We start from the raw sequence: 18148 nt of genomic DNA, 5'->3' as shown, positions 1-18148 counted from the left end.
CTCCGCATGAACAAGCCACTTCACGCCCCCTTCATTCCACGTCGCCGTTTTTTGCAGCGCTACATTCCCGCCGCCATCGGCCTCGGCGCGCTTGGCAATTCGCTCCGCGACCTCAAGCTGATGAGCTCGGCGATGGCCGCCGGTTCATTCTCCGACTACAAGGCGCTCATCTGTGTCTTCCTCAACGGCGGGAACGATTCGAACAACATGATCATCCCCACCACGGCGGCGGACTGGGCCAATTACAGTGCAGGGCGTGGCACGCCGCTCGCTATTCCCAACACTGACGGTGGACCGGCGACGGCGCAGGCGCTGAACTCACGCAATGGAACGACCGGCTATCCCGCCAGCGACGGACGCACCTACGGCTTTCATCCGGCGATGGCGGAACTTGCCACCCATTTCAACAACGGCATCGTCGCGCCCGTGTTCAACATGGGCACGCTCAGCTTTCCGCTGACCAAGGCTCAGTACAGCGGCAAGTCCGTGCCAAAACCACCGCAGCTTTTTTCCCACAGCGACCAGCAGACGCAGTGGCAGACCTCGCTGCCGGACCAGCCCTATATCAGCGGCTGGGCCGGGCGCATAGCAGACCTTTTCTCATCTCCGCCAGATGTGAACTCGGGCGGCCAGGTGTCGATGGCGGTGACGCTGGCCGGCTCGAACATTTTTGAGGTGGGCTCGCAGAACTACGCGCCTCAGTATGCCATCACCACTGGCGGTGCCGTGCAGCTCAGCAGCGTCACCGGAGCCAGGCAGACCGCCATGCAGTCCATCCTGAATGCCGACAAGCTTTCCGCCGACCTGCAGACCAAAGCCTATGCCGGCGTGCTGGACCACGCCATCACGGAGGCGAACATCCTCAGTACAGCGCTTTCTGCGCAGGGCAGCCCGGCCTGGTTCAGCCGCTTCCCCACCACAGTCACCACCCCGAACGGCGGCTCCACCTTCACCTCCTCGCTCATGTCGCAGATGAAAATGGTGGTGCGGCTCATTGAGCTGGGCAGCAAGGCCGTCGCCAGCGGTGGTCTTGGCATGAAGCGGCAGGTTTTCTTCATTCAGGTGGGTGGTTATGACACGCATACAGGCCAGACCAGCAATGCAGGATCGAGCACTCCCGACGACACCAAGGTCATCATTGGCGCCCAGGCCAATCTCCTGGCCGAACTGAGCCAGACACTCAACGGCCTCATCCTGTCATTGGGGGACATCGACACCCTGCGCGGCGGCGGCTCCAACCTCAAGAGCGCTGTCACCGCCTTTACCGCGAGCGATTTCGCCCGTACTTTCCCCACCAACGGCTCTGGCAGTGATCACGGCTGGGGCGGGCATCATCTCGTCATTGGCGGCGCGGTGAAAGGCGGCGCCACGTATGGCAAATTCCCCACGCTCGCTGTGAACGGGCCGGATGACACCGGCATCGGCCGCTGGATTCCCACCACCGCCGTGGATCAATATTCGGCCACTTTGGCCTCCTGGTTCGGCGTGGACGACACCAATCTCAGCACCATTTTCCCCAACCTTGGCCGCTTCTCATCCTCCAATCTCGGATTCCTCTGAGACCGCATGCTAAGTTCCATTTTCATCCGATGAAGCGGACGCAGTTTTTTTTGACCATTGGCTTGCTCGTGATGCTGGCGGCCGCCGTCTGGCTGGTGACGCGCTCAGCGCAGGAACCTTCAAGCAAGGTTCCCTCACCGGCGCTGCCCAGACCCGCAGTGCCGGTTGCTGCACAGCCGCAAGCTCAGGCCCCGCTGCCCATGCAGCCGGATGTCGGCGTCGAAAACGAGGCCGCCTCAGATCTTCAGCGCATCACCATCATGCTGCGGGATTACCGCACCATTGCGGGAGACAACCCCATCGGCTCCAATGCCGAAATCGTTCAGGCACTTTCTGGCGACAACCCAAGGCAGGCAAAAATTCTGCCGGATGATCTGCCCCGCAACAGCAGCGGTGAACTGGTGGACCGCTGGGGCACGCCCTATTTTTTTCATCAACTCTCCCGCAACAGCATGGAGATCCGCTCCGCCGGTGCTGACCGCCGCATGTGGACCAGTGACGACGTCTTCACTCGCTGAGGCGTCTGGAAGTGCGGCGGCGGAAGGTTGCGGCAGCAGCACCGATGAACAGCAGCAGCATCCTGTCAGGTTCGGGGGCCATTTCGTATGTCACGCTCAGCGTTGGTGCCGGGATGCCTCCGCCCGGCTGCTCAGCCGAGGCAAAGCGCCGGGCCGTGCCAGCCACGTTCTCACTCTCGCTGATGAGGGCGAAACCATAATTGGTGGACGGAGAGCTCAGCCACGACTGCACATCCGCGACCAGTTCGGGCGATGATCCCCAAAGATAGAGACCCACGTCGCCCACGGAGGTCGTGGCGCTGGGAACGCTGGCAAAGTCCGTGCCGATTTGACCTCCGGGAGTGGCCCAGTTGTCTCCCGTGGTATTGTAGTGGAGATCGTTCCATGTGGTGTCACCTGTGGCGGCCGGAGAGCCGGTCACTGCACTGCCTGTGCCTTCGGTCCAGCTTTGCAGCGCACGATAAAGGCTGAAGTCAGAGTTCACCGGCCCGCCGTGCTGGTCTGGATCAGGACGGCGGGTGACGTAGAGCGACACCTGCACGGACGTCACGATAGCGCCCGCCGGAAGAGCGCTGAGATCGAAACTAAACAAGGCGCGCGAGTTCGAAAACTGCTGGTTGGTGCCGGAGACGAGTGTTGTACCGCCCAGATTGTAGTCAGGGTGGTTCTGGTAGATGGAGGTGTCCGCCGCTGCAGTGGCGACGAAGGTTGCACCCATGGCCGGCATGCCAAGCAGTCCCATGACCAAGCACAGCCGCACGAGCGGTGGCAGGAAGGGATTCATGAACAGCGCGACGTTTGGCACGCGGGCAAGGTAATACAGTCGAAGTCCCTATCAATGTGGAATCCCGTCATTGCGAGACGCGGATGAGCCGGAGCCGGGCGAAGCGCCGTGTGTTTCCGCTCAAGGTTTCCGAGACAGTGACGTTTTTCACCGGAGCCTCGCCCGGTGCGTCAGATTCAGACACAAACCCGGCCCCCGAAGGTGTGGCCCCCCCTGCACTCTGCGTGATCGTGTTCCAGACCACCAGATCATCGCTGGTCTGCATCTGGTAGGTGAGGTCGGTCGCTCGCGGATCACGGCGGAAGGTGAGCGTAAACATCGTGGTGCCGACAGCCGTGGCCACGCCAGCCTGCATGCCAGCACCGGGGCTGTTGGGACTCAGCGGTGAAAACGCAAAGGCGTACTCAAACAGGTTCGTGATGCCATCTCCGTCCGCGTCAGCGTTGTCGTCCAAAAAGGTGCCTGGGGTCGGATAATACTGCCGCAGCCATGAATCACGCCTGTTAAGGGCTGGAGCCACCGGATTGTAGCTGATGACCAGCTTCGGCTGCACGGACGCACTGCCTTCGCGACTGTTGAAGCCCCGTGCCGTTGAAGTGGTGCTTTCATCCCCCACGAGAATCCAGCCGAAGTTGTTCGCGGGTGTGCCAAACCAGCTCTGCACGTCCGCCGCCATCTGCTGCGAACTCCAGGAATAAGAACCCAAGGTGGTGCCCACCGTCGTGGTGGCAGATGCCGTTGCATTGAAAACACCACCCGCAGTGCCCCAGTTCGTGGGATTCGATGCATCATAAAAACGTGCGTTCCAGGTGGCATCACCCGTCGTCGCCGCCGTGCCAGAGCCGCCCCCGCTCCCTGCCAGGGAGGTGCCCTCTCCCCAGCTTGTGCTCAATCGGTAGAGCGACATGGTCGCGTTTGGGTGGCCCGGATTGTTTGCAGCAGTTTTTAAATTCAGCATCATGGACGCCGAGGTCACCTGCGCTCCACCTGGCAGCCCGCCGCTGACATCAAAGGACAGCACCGCACGGCGTGGCGCCCCATTGGCATTGTCCCCGGAGAAGAGATCACCCAGCGCGTTGCTGTTGTTCGGAAAGTCCGAGTAGATCGAGTTGTCATGTGAGGGAGCCAGTGTGGCTGTGGAAACCTGCGCCTGTACGATCTTGTAAATGCCACCGGTCGGTTTGCCGTTCGAGTCGAGCTCAAAGGGCCCTCGCGTGATTTTGGTCGCCACGTAAAGCTCTCCAGCCTCATCACGTCCGAAGGCATAAACACGTGTCGTGAGCGGGTTGCCGCCGGCGATCACCAGGCTGCTGAAGTTCCAGATGCCAGAGCCTGGGGAGGTCTCCTCCACGCCGAGCAGCGTGCCGTTGGCAGAGGCGATCGACTGGCTGTAGTCGCCAAACACATACTTGCCCTGCAGCGCAGGAATCGCCGTGCCACGATACACGAACCCGCCAATGATCGAGGCGCCGATCTGTGGCAGCGCGGGTGAGCCGGCAATGACACCGATGTGAGCATACTGGGCGATGGGCGAGATCAGCGGCAGCCCGCTGTTTGGCGCCGTGCCATCGTGGGTGAGTGTGCCTTCCATCACGCGCCAGCCGTAGTTTCCGCCAGCGGTGATGATGTTCACCTCCTCCACTTTGTCCTGCCCCACGTCAGCCTCAAAAATTCTGCCGCTTCCTCCCGGCCCGTCATCAAAGGAAAAACGCCACGGATTACGCACACCAAAAGCATAGATCTCCTCGCGCACGCCGCCGCCGGCACCCACGAAGGGGTTGGCCGGAGGAATGCCATACTGGCCGCCGGGCCCGTTGGTTCCCAGCGGATCGATGCGCAGAATTTTTCCCAGCAGCACCGTCTTGTCCTGCGCATTGCCGAGCACCCCGGATGGACCCGGTGAACTCGTGCCGCTGCCACCTGTGTGGCCGTATTGATTGTCATGCTGGCCACCGCCGTCACCCACGCTGATGTAGAGCAGTCCCTCCGGCCCAAAGCGCAGCTGGCCGCCATTGTGGTTCGACTGCGGCTTGTCATAGGCCAGCACCACGCGCTCTGAACTGACGTCAGCTGCGTTTGGATCCGTCGCGGAAACAGAAAATTCGGAGATCGTGCTCCGACAGTTCACCGGGCTGCTGCCGCCCGCCGCGTTCGGGGATGGGGCGCTGTAAAAAAGGTAGAACTTGCCAAAACCCGGGAGCGGCTGGCCCAGCCCATCACGCTGGCTGAAGTTGGGATGAAACGCGATGCCCAGCAGCCCGCGCTCCTCGTAGCTCGAGCTCAGCGGGAAAGGGTAGGTGGTAGGGGCCTTGGGCACCAGTTTGGCCCGCACATCCAGAAAGGGCTGCGGCAGCACCATGCCATCGCGAATGATGTAAACGATCCCTGCTTGATCAGCGACGAACAACCGGCCCGAGCCATCCCCCGCATTCGTGATGTCCGTGGGTGACACGATCTGCTGCAGGCTCACTGCTTTAAGCGCCAGCGGTGGAAAATCCGCCCGTCCTGCCGTGGTCAGCATATAACTCAGCCATAGGATCAAGGCCCCGGCGGTATTTCGTGAATTCATTCCAAGTACATTCTCCCAACATCCGGGTGCCGCTGCAAGCCATTATCGCCAGAGCGGCCCCTGACCGCCTTGCCCGTCAGGCGCTAATCAGCAGGCAACAGGCTCTAAGGCCGCACCAGTCTGAAGAACTTTGAGCCAGAGTTGATGGGAACCAGCACGCTGTTGTAGCCGCCCGACGATGTCATCGGACGAGTTGAATTAACCCAACTCGATGGATTTAGATCCACCGCCTCCTGCAGAGTCCAGCCTGTGAACGAATCGGGCCAGGTCACGTTAAGTGAACCAGGAGTGGAAAGGGAAATCTCCACCTGTGGCTTCACGACCACGTCATTCACTCCGAGCACAAAAGGAGAGAGGCTGGGAGTGATGGCCTCGATGACATTCTTCGCAGCGTCCACTTTGCAGCTCAGCTTCTCCCATGTGCCGTTGCGGAAGTGGTAGATGACGAGTTGGTTTTCATCATACCCTGCCGGCAGCAGGCTCGGATCGTAGGCAAATTTAAGCTTGATGTTGCCCGTGTGAACGCCGTTGTAACTCAGCTTCCATAACTGTCTGCGTGTGGTGTTCGGAGTCTGAACCGTTGGCAGCACGAATTCACCCTCTGCTTCTCGTTCCGCCATTTCTGCGTCATCAGCCTCGGAATGTTCACCGAAGAAGGTGCCCTCCTGACTGATGTCGTCGAATTCGAAATCGACCCCTCCAACATGCGAGGATCCGCCGTTGCAGCTGCCTCCACCGCCTTTGCCGCCGGAACCGCCGCCGGTAATGACCACCTTCGTGCCGGTAAGCAGGCTTAACACGATGTCCAGGCTCGCACTTTGCCCCGGAGCCAACGTGCCCAGGTCCCAGCGCTGGCCGCCAGCAATCCAGCGGTTGGCTGGAGCGAAAGAGTCACGTCCCACTCGCGCGGCATACGGGGCGCTCTGCCAGTTGTTCTCAATCGACAGATGAACCCCGTCCGAAGGCTTGCCCGTGACGTGATCGTCAACGCCATTGCCCTCGGTTCCATAGCTGCCGATCTCGAATGCCGTAGGTGCCACTTTGGCATGGAACCCGATGAGATCCTCAAGCCCGATGCTGGAGCTGTCAGTTCCAGCCGCGCTGGTGTCCACTCCCGACATGGTGGCGTCGTATCGATACTCCGAAAGCTTCCCCGCATAGCTGCGGTTGTCATACTGACCATGCTGCGAGATGAAACCATGCAGGAGTTGGAACAGCTGCAGATTGGTGATGCTGTCGCCACAGATGTTCTTCACGATGAATGTCTGATTCATCACATATCGATTGCTCTTGATCGCTGCGCCCGCATTGGCCGCGCTTGCTGGCGTGACTCCCATGGGCGTGCCCACGACCGTGTCCACCATCTCAAAACGCAGTGTGATTTCGAGATCGTTGTTGGCGATGACTGATTCCGCAATGGGCAGGCCATCCAGGTTTCTGCCCGCCAGATGAATGCCCGTGACGACATGGAAGTTCGAGTTCGTCTGCCAGTCGGGATAGAGAAAATTGGGATCCAGCCACGTGGGTGTCTGAGTCTGTCCGTTGCGTTGGTAAGCCACGGCGCTGCCCCACTCGCCAGAGAGATACTCACGCCCGACAAAACCGGGCGTGTTGTCGAGCAGGAAATCCGAGTAGCCGAAATCTGTAAGCGTGATGTTCCAGTTGGGATTGGTCAGTGTCAGGGTGCCTCCAGTACTCGAGGCGGGACTCACCTGGATGTTGTCCACCAGGAACCGAACCGCTCCAACCGGCGCGTCCGGCAGTTGCAGCACGACTTTGTCAAAGGCTCCGCCTGTTGAATTAAAATTAATCGTGCCGGCCGGCAGCGTGTCACCTGCCGTCACAGTGCCGTGCGCGATGCCCGTGCCCACGCTCACCGGTGCACCACTGCTGGTGTCGTAGGCCGTGATCTGCACATTCGAAGGCACCGCCACGTTCAGCGCTTCCACCGTGGCAAAATCAATGCTCACACCTGTGACGGGAACGTCAAGCTGAAGCACGAGCGTGGCATTGTCCGCGAGCGGTTCCAGATAGTTCCCGCTAAACAATGACAGCACACGCCCGCTGGCGCCCTCCGTGGTGATCTTGAAGGCATCTGCCGCCGGTGAGCTGAACGTGACCGTGTAGCCCGCCTTCGTCTGGACGAGCGGCAGCGGTGCATTCTCCGCTGGCACAGGCGCTGCCGTGTCGAAATCAAAATCAATGCTCAGCGGTGCCGCGACAAAGTTCGCCGTCAGCGTGGCGTTGTCATTCGCGGTGAATGTATAGCTCGCGCTGCTGCTCACCTCCGTGCCAGTCAGGTCCGTCCAGTTCACAAAAGTGTAGCCGGGATTCGCCGCCGCAGAAAGTGTGACGCTCGTGCCCGGATTGACGATGCCCGCTCCATTGATGCTGCCCGCATAAGTGGGACTAGGAGCGGCTGAGATCGTGTAGCCCGAAACAAAATGAGCCACCAAGGTGCGGTTGGCGCTCACGGTGAAGGTGTAGGACGCGCTCGTGCTCGCAATGGTCGTGCCATCCGTCCAGTTGAGGAAACTGTAACCAGCCCCTGGCGTCGCGGTGACGGTGACGCTCGCGCCGCTTGCATAATCTCCACCGCCGCTCGTGGTCCCGCCGATCGCTGGCGCAGAACTGGTTGTGATCGTATTCGCCGTCGCGAAATTCGCCACGAGCACTCGGTTCGCACTCGCGGTGAAAGTATAACTCGCGTTCGCGCTGACAACGGCCGCACCTGAAGTCCAGTTCACGAAAGCATATCCTGCATTCGGCACCGCGTTGACGGTCACACTGTCCCCAATCAAGTAGCTGCCGTCACCGCTTGTCGAACCTCCCGCCGCCGGACCCGCACTCGTGGCGATGTTCACCCCGCCTGTCAGTGCGAAGTTCGCCACATAGCCATGGTTAGCCTGCACATTAGTAAAACTAAGCGTCGTCCCTGTGCCAACGATGTTGCCATTCTCCGTCCAGTTCACAAACTGCCAGCCGGCGGTGGGAAAGGCGATGATGTTGCCGCCATCACCCGGATTGTAGCTGAGACTGTCCGCCTCCGTGGTGCCACCTGCGGGCGGATTCGACGTCCCGGTGACGTAATAAACGGGTGTGAAGGTCGCCACGAGCGCACGGTCTGCGTTGGCGGTAAAGGTGTAGCTCTCAGCGCTGCTCACATTGCTTCCGCCCTGTTTCCATTTGCTGAATTTGTAGCCCGGTGCCGCCGTCGCCACCACGGTGACGCTTGTGCCATCACCATACGAGCCACCACCGGTGGTCGTGCCTGAGTTTGCCGGCGTAACAGAGGTCGAGATCGTGCGGAGAACGGTGCCTATGACGGAGAAGTTGGCCACCAGCGTACGGTTGGCCGTCACATTGAAAGTGTAGCTCGCATTCGTGCTTACCTGCGTCCCGTTCTCTGTCCAGTTCACAAAAAAGTAGCCCGCATTGGCCGTGGCCGTCACCGTGGCGCTGCTGCCGCTGATGAACCCGCCGTCACCGCTCGTTGTGCCACCCGCCACTGGCGCAGCGCTGGTGCTCACAGTATAGGACGGCAATGCGGCGAAATTCGCCACAAGCACGCGGTCCGCGGTCGCATTGAAGGTGTAGCTCGCGCTGCTGCTCACGATCGCCGCGCCCTCAGTCCAGTTCGTGAAACCGTAGCCCGCGTTCGCGGTGGCTACGACCGTGGTGCTCGCACCATCATTGATGAGACCATCTCCCGTTGTGGTGCCGCCCGCCGCAGGGGCGGCGCTCGTCGTGACGGACCACTGCACCACGTCCGGCACGAAGTTCGCCACCAGCGAGTGGTTCACATCCATGGCCAGCGTGTAGCTGCTGTTCGTGCTGACGATCTGACCGTTGTCCGTCCAGTTCTGGAACAAGTAGCCGGCGGCGGGCGTGGCGGTGACGGTGGCATCTGCACCGACGCCGAAGGAACCATCGCCGGTGGTCGTGCCCGCACCCACAGGGGCTGCAGCCGTGTCCAGCAGGCTCTGCGCAGGCAGCGCCGCACCCGCCGCCGCGATGGTCATCGTGTAGTTCTTCTGCACGTCGGGATTCACACCATCGCTGGCAGTCACGGCAAAACTAAAGGTGCCCGCGCTGCTCGGCGTGCCGGAGAGGACGCCTGTTGCCTCGTTGAAGGTCAGCCCCGGCGGCACGGTTCCCGATTTCGAAGCAGTGAATGGCAGTGCGCCTTCCACCACCACCGTGCGTGGCGCAAAGGCCTTGCCCACCTTGCCTTCGCCTGCGTGATCAATGAGACCCACTGCGGCATTCACATCCACCGCAGCCATTTGCGATCCGGTGAAATCCCCCACCACCACTTTCGTGGTCATGTCTGTGGTGACAGTGACCCACTCTCCCAGTGCGCCGTCAAAATGATCCGCATACGTCGCGGAGCCAGAGCCATGCTGCCCGTCTGCTCCCACCGCCGTCGCCATCGCCTCGCCCGTCTCCGCATCCAGCGGCCCGGTGTATTTGTAAAATTCGTAGCGCCGTGTCACGACTTCATTGCCGTTCGGCAAATCTTCAGCGGCAGCAGCAACGTTGTTGTTCGGGCCACCATCAGCCGCACCACTGTTCTTCTGCAGGATGCGCCATTCCGTCTCGACCTCATCGGGTTCGCCGTTCTTCCAATTCTTGTCGTTCGCGTTGTCGGGGTCATCGGAGACTAGTTCGCGCAGTTTGACCTTGTTGGCGTTATGCGTCTTGGTTTTGATCTCTTTCACCCACACCGCTTTGCCAAACTGCAGCGGTGGCGGAACTGGCGGTGGTGGCGGGACGATCACCGCCTGCACCTGCGCCGGCGCTGCGGCCGCTGGAGGATAGTAAGTAAACGTCGGCGTCGAAACCTGCACCGCGCCACCATGCACCAAGGCACCAGCTCCGTTGTCGATCAGCCAGTTGTAGAGCACCGCACTGGGTTGCGCCCGATAGCCAACTCCAAAGTGCTCCCCGCCAAAGTTCACCGCAGGGTTGGTAAACTGATGCCCCTGCGTTGGCGGGATCGGCGCCGCAGGAATGGCCGTATAGGCCGCCCAGGTGCCATCGGCATTCTTCTTGCTCTGCCAGCGAATGAACACCTTCGGATGCCCCGCCACCGAGTTGTCCTCCGTGATCTCCGGCACTCCGTAATGGTTGTAGTTATAGGTGTACGTGATGTCCGTGCTGTGGATGTCATCGAGTTCGATCTCAAACCCGTGGGCCTCGCTGCCGGTATCATTCACCGTGTCAAAGTTGTTGATGCTCCCGTAGGCGATGCTGGCCTGTGCCGCATCTGAGCCGAAGGTCAGCATGATGACCGTGATCAAGCATGCAAAGAGGTGTCCCTGAGACATCTTCCTGGTGGTTGGCTGGCTGTGAGCAGTGTGTTTCATAAAGGGTTGGATCGTTAGACAATCAGGCTGCTAACTTCTTGGACTCATGGCAGGCACGGCCCCGCCTTTGTGAAGACTCGATGTCCGTGCGCAGCTTCTGGCAGAGACGGTGCAAATGGACCGCCACAGCGCTCCGCGAACGGCCATGCATCTCCGCAATCGCCCGGCTGGTTTTTCCTTCGAGATAATGAAGCTCCAGCAGTTCGCGCTCAGGAGCAGGCAGCGCCGCGAGAGAAGACTCCAACCTCTCAAGATACGGCGATGACTTGTACTCCTCATCCTCACCCGCCTGCTCCAGTTGCAGATAGGCCTGCTCGCGTGCCCTTCTCCGCGAGTCATTGCGCAGGATGTTCAGCGCACGGTGCCAGGCCAGTGTGCGTAGCCAGACTCGAAAAGAATGCCCCGGCTTGAAGCGGTCACCGTTGCGAAATGCCAGCACCATCGCCTCATGCGCCATCTCTTCTGCGGCATGGGCGCAGATGCGCTGCGCAAGCCATCCCGACAGCGGCGGCACGCATTGGGCATAGAGCTGCGTCGCGGCATCAGCATCCCCGCGCAGAGCTTGCGCAAACAAGCGGCTGCATTCGTCGCTGACAGCATGGGGGACCGTGTTGTTCATGGCTTGGTGGTTGTGCCCCCATTGTCGCCACACACCCTGCCGCTCAGCACGTTATCGTTTGGTAATGAACAACCGCCTCACTTTGCGTGCCTCTACGCCTGCCCATTCCTGGGTTGGCATTTGCTGTGCATATCTTGCTCACGGACCAGGTGTTGTGCGGACAGCCTCGACGCGAATGAATCGCGCAGGCGCGGCATTGGCTGGTGTCGTATCGCGTGCCTTCAGCTCGACTGCAGAATTGGTGATGACGGCGGCAGGCGTCCAGTGGATCAGGTCCCCGGAGACCTGGATGCGGGTGCTCATGTCAGCCGGCAGCAGCGGCCCGCGAAACACACGCAGCGTGAGATATGACGTGCCGTTGGCACTCTCAAACAACTGCTGCGGCAAAAGACTCGTGCGCAACAGCGGATCGAGCCCCAATGCGTATTCGATCCAGTCACTGAGACCGTCGCCATCCGAATCTCGGCTGTAATCCGTTCCTCCCACCGTGACGGAAACCGTTGCGGGTTGTGAATCGACAAAGCTGCCCGAATCACTCGCGATATACGTGAACACATCCGGTCCTTGATAGGCCGCATCCGGGAAATACGTCGCCACCTTTGCCGCGATGCCCACGGTGCCATGCGTGGGTTGCTGAATGACGCGAAGCTGTGGATTCGTGCCGCTGGCGGTGAGCGCTATGCTCGTGGGCGTGTCCTTCGGTACCGTCAGCTGCGCATTCGCGACCGTCGGGCCCACATGCGTGCTGGCGTTGCTGCTGCCCGGACCGTTGTGGCAGTAGTAGCAGCTTACCTCCATGCCGCGCTTCAAGGTGAACGGACCGAACTTGGTGCTCAACGCCCGGTCCGCCTGCGCACGCGACAACGCTGTGCCGCGCAAGTCGGCGCCGTGGCATTCACGGCACGCGGTGTAGTTGGGGCTGATGGCCCGCGCAATGTCGGCATGATCCTTCACCCATGTCTGGCTGCCGATGGGATGGATGCCGTGCGGGCCGCCGACACTGTTCGTGGGCATCGATGGATGACACACCGTACAGTCCGCGAGCTTGCCGCGATGCCCTTGCTTGTTCCATGAGTAGAGATTGTCGTCACGATGCAACGATGGGTACTCCGCATGCGTGCTGCCATGGCACGCGCTGCACACCAGTCCACCATGCCCTTTTGAAAAACGAAACAGCGAGAGCCCCGCCGCCGGCGTGTTTGCATTCGTGGCAAATCGCTGATTCGCCGGCACGCGCATCACGCCTGGCGCAGTGAAGACGGATGTGAAGCGGATCGCGCCTTCATTCGCCTCCGCATCGCCGCTGTGGCAGGCCTGGCAGTTCGGCTCCATGAGCCAGCCCGTGCGCGCGGTGCTCCCCACATCACTCATCTGCCCGTGACAGCTCTGGCATTGCATGACGAGCGATCCGTCGCTCGCGTTCACCGCGCCGCCCATCGCGCCGCGCAGGCAGCGTGTGGTCGAGCCGGGATGGCAGAGGTAGCACGAGTTGCGGCTGAGAACGTTGTCCAGCTGCAGTCCGTTCGTCGGGTTGGTGACGGCCGCGTGCTTAGAATGCATCGCCGCCGTCAGCGCCTTCACTCCCGCCGCACCGCCCGTGCCCAGCGCCTCGGAGGCATGACACGCGGCGCACAGCACCTGCTTGTTCGCGTTAGTGACGCTGTGATACAGCCCCTGCGGCGGATATCCCATCACCGCGAGTGCCGCCGCGTAGTTGGGATCAGCCGCATTTTTTTCATCATGCAGCCGCAGGATGTTCAGCCGGAAGTCACGCTTGTCGTTCGGGTCATTGACCCAGCCTGCGGCAGGCATGGCCGCGGCACCGGATCCGGACTTGTGGCACGCGCGGCAGTCCATCTCATCCGACACCGGCACCACGATGTCAGCGCTGGCCAGCACGACGTTCGAGGAATTTTTCACCGTCACTCGCATCAGCGGATACGGATTCTTGTTCCCCGCATCGTCCTTCGGGCACAGCGGAATGCCCGCCGCCTCAAACCAGTTCATGCCCGCCACCCAGTTCATCGTCTGCGGCGTGTTGCCCGCGCCCGGCATCGCCTTGCCGGCCAGTCCCTGGTCCATGCCCACGTTCGCCCCAAAGAGCACCGCTGCGTAGTCATAGAAGTTCGTCTTGCCAGCCGATGTCGTGTTGATCGACCCATCCGGATTTGCGACGGCATGATACGTGACCGTGACACCTGCGGTCGTCGGATCGGTGATCAATTTTCCCGCCGCGTCCATCACCTGCGCATTGATCGTGTTGAACGGCGGCAGGATGGAGAACACCGAATAATCGTCGTCCATGCAATGCATGCCGAGATTGTTCCAGGCTACGACCGTCCACTGTCCGCCCCCTGCCAGCAGCAGGGACGGAAACAGGAGCACCAGTACGGCGCTTGCAGCACCTCGGCTTCTCCAACAATGAAATGACCTGTTCATGCCTGCGTATTGCTCCACACCCCCAGCCGCTCGGCACGTTATCGTTTGGTAATGAAGTGAAGCCCCGGCTCAATTTTCGTGCCTTTTTTCCAGCCCCATGCCTATGTTGGCTCTGACCATGCATATCCTGCTTGTTGAAGACGATGCCGAACTCGCGCGCCAGACCCTCCTGTGGTTGCAGGAGGCAGGTCACACCTGCACTCATTGCACGGACGGCATCACCGCACTCTCACGCCTCACCCAGCAGGCCTTTGATGCAGTCATCCTCGATGTCGGCCTCCCAGACATGGATGGCTTCACCGTCGTCGAACAAATGCGCGCACGCGGGTTCGGCCTCCCGGTACTCTTTCTCACCGCCCGTGACAACGTCACCGATCGCGTGCGCGGCCTCAAAGCCGGCGGAGATGATTACGTGACCAAACCCTTCGCCATGGAGGAATTGCTCGCACGGCTGGAGGCGCTCCAGCGTCGCGCCGCAGGCAGCGCCGCCGCTCCTGCCGCACGCCACATTGGCAAATGGACGCTCGATCCCATCAAGCGCCGCCTGCTCCATGCCGACGAAAAAATCGAGCTCCAGCCCCGCGAATGGACGCTCCTGGAGGTGCTGCTCGCCAATGAAGGCCGCACCCTCACCAAAAAATTCCTGCTCGAAAAAGTCTGGGACATCCAGTTTGACCCCGGCACCAATGTCGTGGATGCGATGATCTGTCGCCTGCGCCGGAAGATCGACCCACCCGGCCAGCCGTCCCACCTGCAAACCGTCCGAGGCAAAGGCTATGTTATCAAAACTGTTCCCTGAGCGCATGCCGTCCACCTGGCGGCTGGGTCTGCTGCTGGCAGTGCTCATGGCCATCAGTACCGCCCTCTGCATCACCGTGGCCGGTTGGGCCATGCGGCAAAATCTCAGCAGCATCGCCCGTGCCGTCGTGCTCGATGACCTGGGTGAGTACGCCGTGCTCTACAACCGCAACGGCCTCAAGGAACTCACCGAAGTTTTTGCCGCTGGCAAACACGAGGAAAGCCAGGCCGTCCGCATCACCAATCCTGCGGGCGAGACCATTTTCGAGCAGACCCCGGACGCCGTCGCAGGCTACAACTGGCCCAAACGCCCGCCCAAAAAATTGAAGCCATCCGAGACCTGGCTCATGACCATTCCACACACCGAACGCCAGCAGCAGCTGCTCGTCGGCTGTCAGATTCTCGATGATAAAAATGCTCTCTGGTTCGGTCGCACCGACGCCGAAGACCTCGCCTACGTCGATCACATCCGCCGTCATCTCTGGTTCGCCGGACTCGCCTCCACCGTCCTCATGCTCCTGCCCCTCTGGTGGTTCGTGCGTCACGTGCTGCGCCCCGTGCAGGAGATGATGCTCAGCACCCGCAAGCTCGCCCAGGGCAGCACCGAGGCCCGGCTTCAGGCACCCGGCGCCGTCCCCGAACTCCAGGCCTTCGCCACCGCCTTCAACACCGGCCTCGACCGCATCGATGCCCTCACCGCAGAGCTGCAAAGCGCCAATGACAACCTCGCCCATGAGCTGCGCACCCCGCTCGCCCGCATCCGCGGCAATCTCGAAACCTTCCACGATCACATCGACAACCCCACCGCCCGCGACGCCGCCGCTCGCGGCCTCGAAGAGCTCGACCGCGCCACCGAGCTCGTGCAGACCATTCTCACCACCCGCGCCGCCGAGCACAAAGCCCTGAAGCTCCACCTCGAAATCATCGACCTCCGCCAGCTGCTCGCCGATCTGTTCGAACTCTACAAAGCCGCCGCCGATGAACGCGGCCTCACCTTCATCTTCGAAGCCCCCGACACCCGCTGGGTGCTGCTCGACCGCCAGCGCATCAACCAGGCCGTCGCCAACCTCCTCGACAACGCCTTCGCCTACACCCCGCGCGGCGGCATCATCACCCTCGCGCTTAGCATCCATGGCGAACAGGCACGCATCTCCGTCCGCGACACCGGCCCTGGCCTCACCGCCGCCGATCAGACCAAAATCTGGCAGCGCTACATGCGCGGTTCCGCCGCCAGCGCCAACACCCCCGGCATGGGCCTCGGCCTCAGCCTCGTGCAAGCCCTCGCCCACGCCCACAACGGCAGCACCGGCTGCCGCAACCTGGATGAATCCGGCGCCGAATTCTGGATCGACCTCCCCGCCGGCGATCCCCTCGCCTCAGCCAACGTCGTCTGATTTGAAAACAAAGCGCGCTTCTCTTTCAACGCGTGGCTGCCCGCGACCGAAATGGATGAGTTGGCAAAAAGAGCAGCGCGTGCGCTTTCCGATATTCTGCTCATGCATGCATGGGACCTGAACCATCTGCAGCAGGATTCCCGTTAAAGTTGGAGAAAGCTGTGGGGCTAGAATGGATGTACTCCCTGACGCTCGATCACTCGGATGACGTAGTTTGGATTGGCGATTTAGATGATTCAGGGAGAGCAGCCCACCGACACCGCTTTAAAAAGGTTTCCGGATGGCTGGAAGCAGGGCTGCATAAAGCTCCAGGGTCATTTATTTGTGCTTCCACTTGAAGCTGATCATCGACAATGCCCATCTACCTGGCATCACACGCCAGGGACCGCTGCCCTTCAACTGCAGACTCAAAATCTTGTATCCGTGAGGATGTGTCGGTTCGAGTCCGACCGCCGGTATCATCAAAGAAGAGAGGCTGAGGTGCGCGGGCCGCGCCTCAAGGTGCTGCCAGATGAGCAGCACTCGTTTGGAAGGAGGAACTAAAATACCTCGCCCGGGTTTCATAAATGAGGCTCATACTTGCTCTGAAGAATTGGCACGGGTGCACAGGCGAACTGCAAAGAGGCACAAAAGTACCAAGGTGCACAAATAGCGTCTAATTAGCGGTATTCGGGGTCTTGGAGAACCGGGGATTGGATCAGCGTATGCTCAGGTGAGATGCGCTCGTCCACCCCACTATGAAGCGCTTTTCTTCTGTTTTTACCCGGCATGCTCATGCCTTGCACAGCTTAACACTGTTCAAGAAAAGAGGCCTTTTGCACCGTCCAAAGTCTTTGGATGCCCGTCTTTCTCCACTGGCCCGTTTGACTGGCATCTGCCTGTGCTTGCTGATTCCTTTGATGACGCTGCCTGTCCCACTGAATGCAGCGATCTTCGTTTGGGATCCGGCTCAAGATCAGACAGGCAGCGGAGGTGCCGGCACCTGGGACCTGTCCACTTCCAACTGGCTGACCGGTGGAGCCGATGACCTTTGGACGAATGTCGGCGGCAACACGGCGGCCTTTCAGGGCACGGGTGGTCTGGTCACGTTGGCCGCAGGCATCACTGCTGGCGGGCTGAGCTTTGATGCCCCCGGCTACACGCTGGTCAGCAACGGCTCGGCGCAGGTGCTCACTCTTGGAGCGGGCGGGATTGTGGTGGGGGCCTCCAGCGGAATGATCACGATCGGAGACAGCAATCTGACTTTGACGCTGGGGGCAGCCGGATCATTCACCAACAGCTCCAGCGGTCTGCTCTCCATTGCCGGGAGCCTCAGCAATGGCGGCAATCTGCTCACTCTCAGCAACACATCCAGCGGTGGCATGACGCTCAGCGGTGGCATCAGCGGAACGGGTGGTCTCACCGTCAACAGTTCGGGCGCGGGCATCGTGACACTTTCTGGTATCAATTCCTACACGGGTGCCACCAGCATACTGGCGGGTACTTTGAAAGCAGGAAGCGCCTACTCTCTCAGTTCGGGCTCGGCGCTGTCGCTGGCCAATGTCGCCGGAGCCACGCTGGATCTCAATGGCTTCAATCAATCCGTGGGCTCTCTCTCTGGCGGCGGTGCTCTGGGTGGCAATGTGGTGCTCGGCAATGGCGCAGTGCTCACGCTCGGCGGCGCGCTCACCTCGGCGGTGGGCGGTTATTCAGTGAACACCAACATCGCCAACTCCAGCTCATGGAACACCTTTGCCGGCCTGCTCTCAGGCAGCGGTTCCATCGCGCTCACGGGAGGGGGCGTGGTTTACCTGACCAACAACAACAACAGCTACACCGGCTTTACCAACGTCCTTGGCGGCACCCTCGTCGTCAGCAACATGGGGCAGCTCGGGGCTTCCACCACGACGATCACGGTTTCAGGCTTGAACAGCTCGCTGGCCGGTGGTGCGCTGGTGGTTCAAGGCGGCACCACCGGCATGAACTTCACGCGGAATCTCAGCGTTGCCGGTTACGGCATCAGCGGTGCCAACAACAGCGCCGGTTATGCGTTGGTAAACATCGGCAACAACACTTACAGCGGCATCTTCACCTCGGCGTCGAACACTGAGACGCGTGT

The 18148-nt window shown here is 60.9% G+C and carries 10 protein-coding genes (1 of these 10 only partly in view); 5 read left to right on the top strand and 5 right to left on the bottom strand.

Annotated features, from left to right (window positions below; translation table 11 throughout):
• The first annotated feature begins 6 nt into the window (after positions 1 to 6).
• Positions 7 to 1560: a DUF1501 domain-containing protein gene (locus tag AC3RLQ_RS07975; RefSeq protein WP_493035969.1), complete on the top strand. Its 1554-nt coding sequence runs from the start codon at positions 7 to 9 to the stop codon at positions 1558 to 1560.
• 29 nt (positions 1561 to 1589) lie between these two features.
• Positions 1590 to 2078 (top strand): hypothetical protein, encoded by a 489-nt coding sequence (locus tag AC3RLQ_RS07970; RefSeq protein ID WP_493035967.1) that lies wholly within the window; start codon positions 1590 to 1592, stop codon positions 2076 to 2078.
• Here AC3RLQ_RS07970 and AC3RLQ_RS07965 read toward each other — a convergent pair.
• The 5 genes from AC3RLQ_RS07965 to AC3RLQ_RS07945 form a co-directional block, all read right to left on the bottom strand.
• The gene (locus AC3RLQ_RS07965) at positions 2068 to 2862 is read right to left on the bottom strand and encodes a DNRLRE domain-containing protein (protein ID WP_493035965.1); all 795 of its coding nucleotides are present in this window, start codon (positions 2860 to 2862) and stop codon (positions 2068 to 2070) included. The two genes, AC3RLQ_RS07970 and AC3RLQ_RS07965, sit on opposite strands and share 11 nt — an antisense overlap.
• A gap of 67 nt (positions 2863 to 2929) precedes the next feature.
• A complete protein-coding gene (locus tag AC3RLQ_RS07960) occupies positions 2930 to 5431 on the bottom strand; it encodes a PQQ-dependent sugar dehydrogenase (protein ID WP_493035963.1) in 2502 nt (833 codons plus the stop codon).
• A gap of 104 nt (positions 5432 to 5535) precedes the next feature.
• Positions 5536 to 10800 (bottom strand): beta strand repeat-containing protein, encoded by a 5265-nt coding sequence (locus AC3RLQ_RS07955; RefSeq protein WP_493035961.1) that lies wholly within the window; start codon positions 10798 to 10800, stop codon positions 5536 to 5538.
• Between the two features lie 22 nt (positions 10801 to 10822).
• Complete coding sequence (locus AC3RLQ_RS07950) at positions 10823 to 11419, bottom strand: RNA polymerase sigma factor (protein WP_493035959.1); 597 nt, start codon at positions 11417 to 11419, stop codon at positions 10823 to 10825.
• A 138-nt stretch (positions 11420 to 11557) separates the two neighbouring features.
• The gene (locus tag AC3RLQ_RS07945) at positions 11558 to 13804 is read right to left on the bottom strand and encodes an Ig-like domain-containing protein (protein ID WP_493035957.1); all 2247 of its coding nucleotides are present in this window, start codon (positions 13802 to 13804) and stop codon (positions 11558 to 11560) included.
• A gap of 172 nt (positions 13805 to 13976) precedes the next feature.
• On the opposite strand from AC3RLQ_RS07945, the gene AC3RLQ_RS07940 reads away from it, so the two are divergent.
• The 3 genes from AC3RLQ_RS07940 to AC3RLQ_RS07930 form a co-directional block, all read left to right on the top strand.
• A complete protein-coding gene (locus AC3RLQ_RS07940; protein WP_493035955.1) occupies positions 13977 to 14657 on the top strand; it encodes a response regulator transcription factor in 681 nt (226 codons plus the stop codon).
• A gap of 4 nt (positions 14658 to 14661) precedes the next feature.
• Positions 14662 to 16050 carry a sensor histidine kinase gene (locus tag AC3RLQ_RS07935; RefSeq protein WP_493035953.1) on the top strand — a complete coding sequence of 463 codons (1389 nt, stop codon included), beginning with the start codon at positions 14662 to 14664 and terminating at the stop codon, positions 16048 to 16050.
• Positions 16051 to 16949: 899 nt separating this feature from the next.
• Positions 16950 to 18148, top strand: the start of a protein-coding gene (locus tag AC3RLQ_RS07930) for an autotransporter-associated beta strand repeat-containing protein (RefSeq protein ID WP_493035951.1). The gene runs 26098 nt beyond the window's last position; only the first 1199 of its 27297 coding nucleotides appear in the window; its start codon is at positions 16950 to 16952; its stop codon lies beyond the right edge, outside the window.

Source organism: Prosthecobacter sp. GW821-HT29F12, assembly GCF_058803405.1.
The sequence above is the reverse complement of the archived record's forward strand: the minus strand, read 5'-3'. Positions and strand labels throughout refer to the sequence as shown.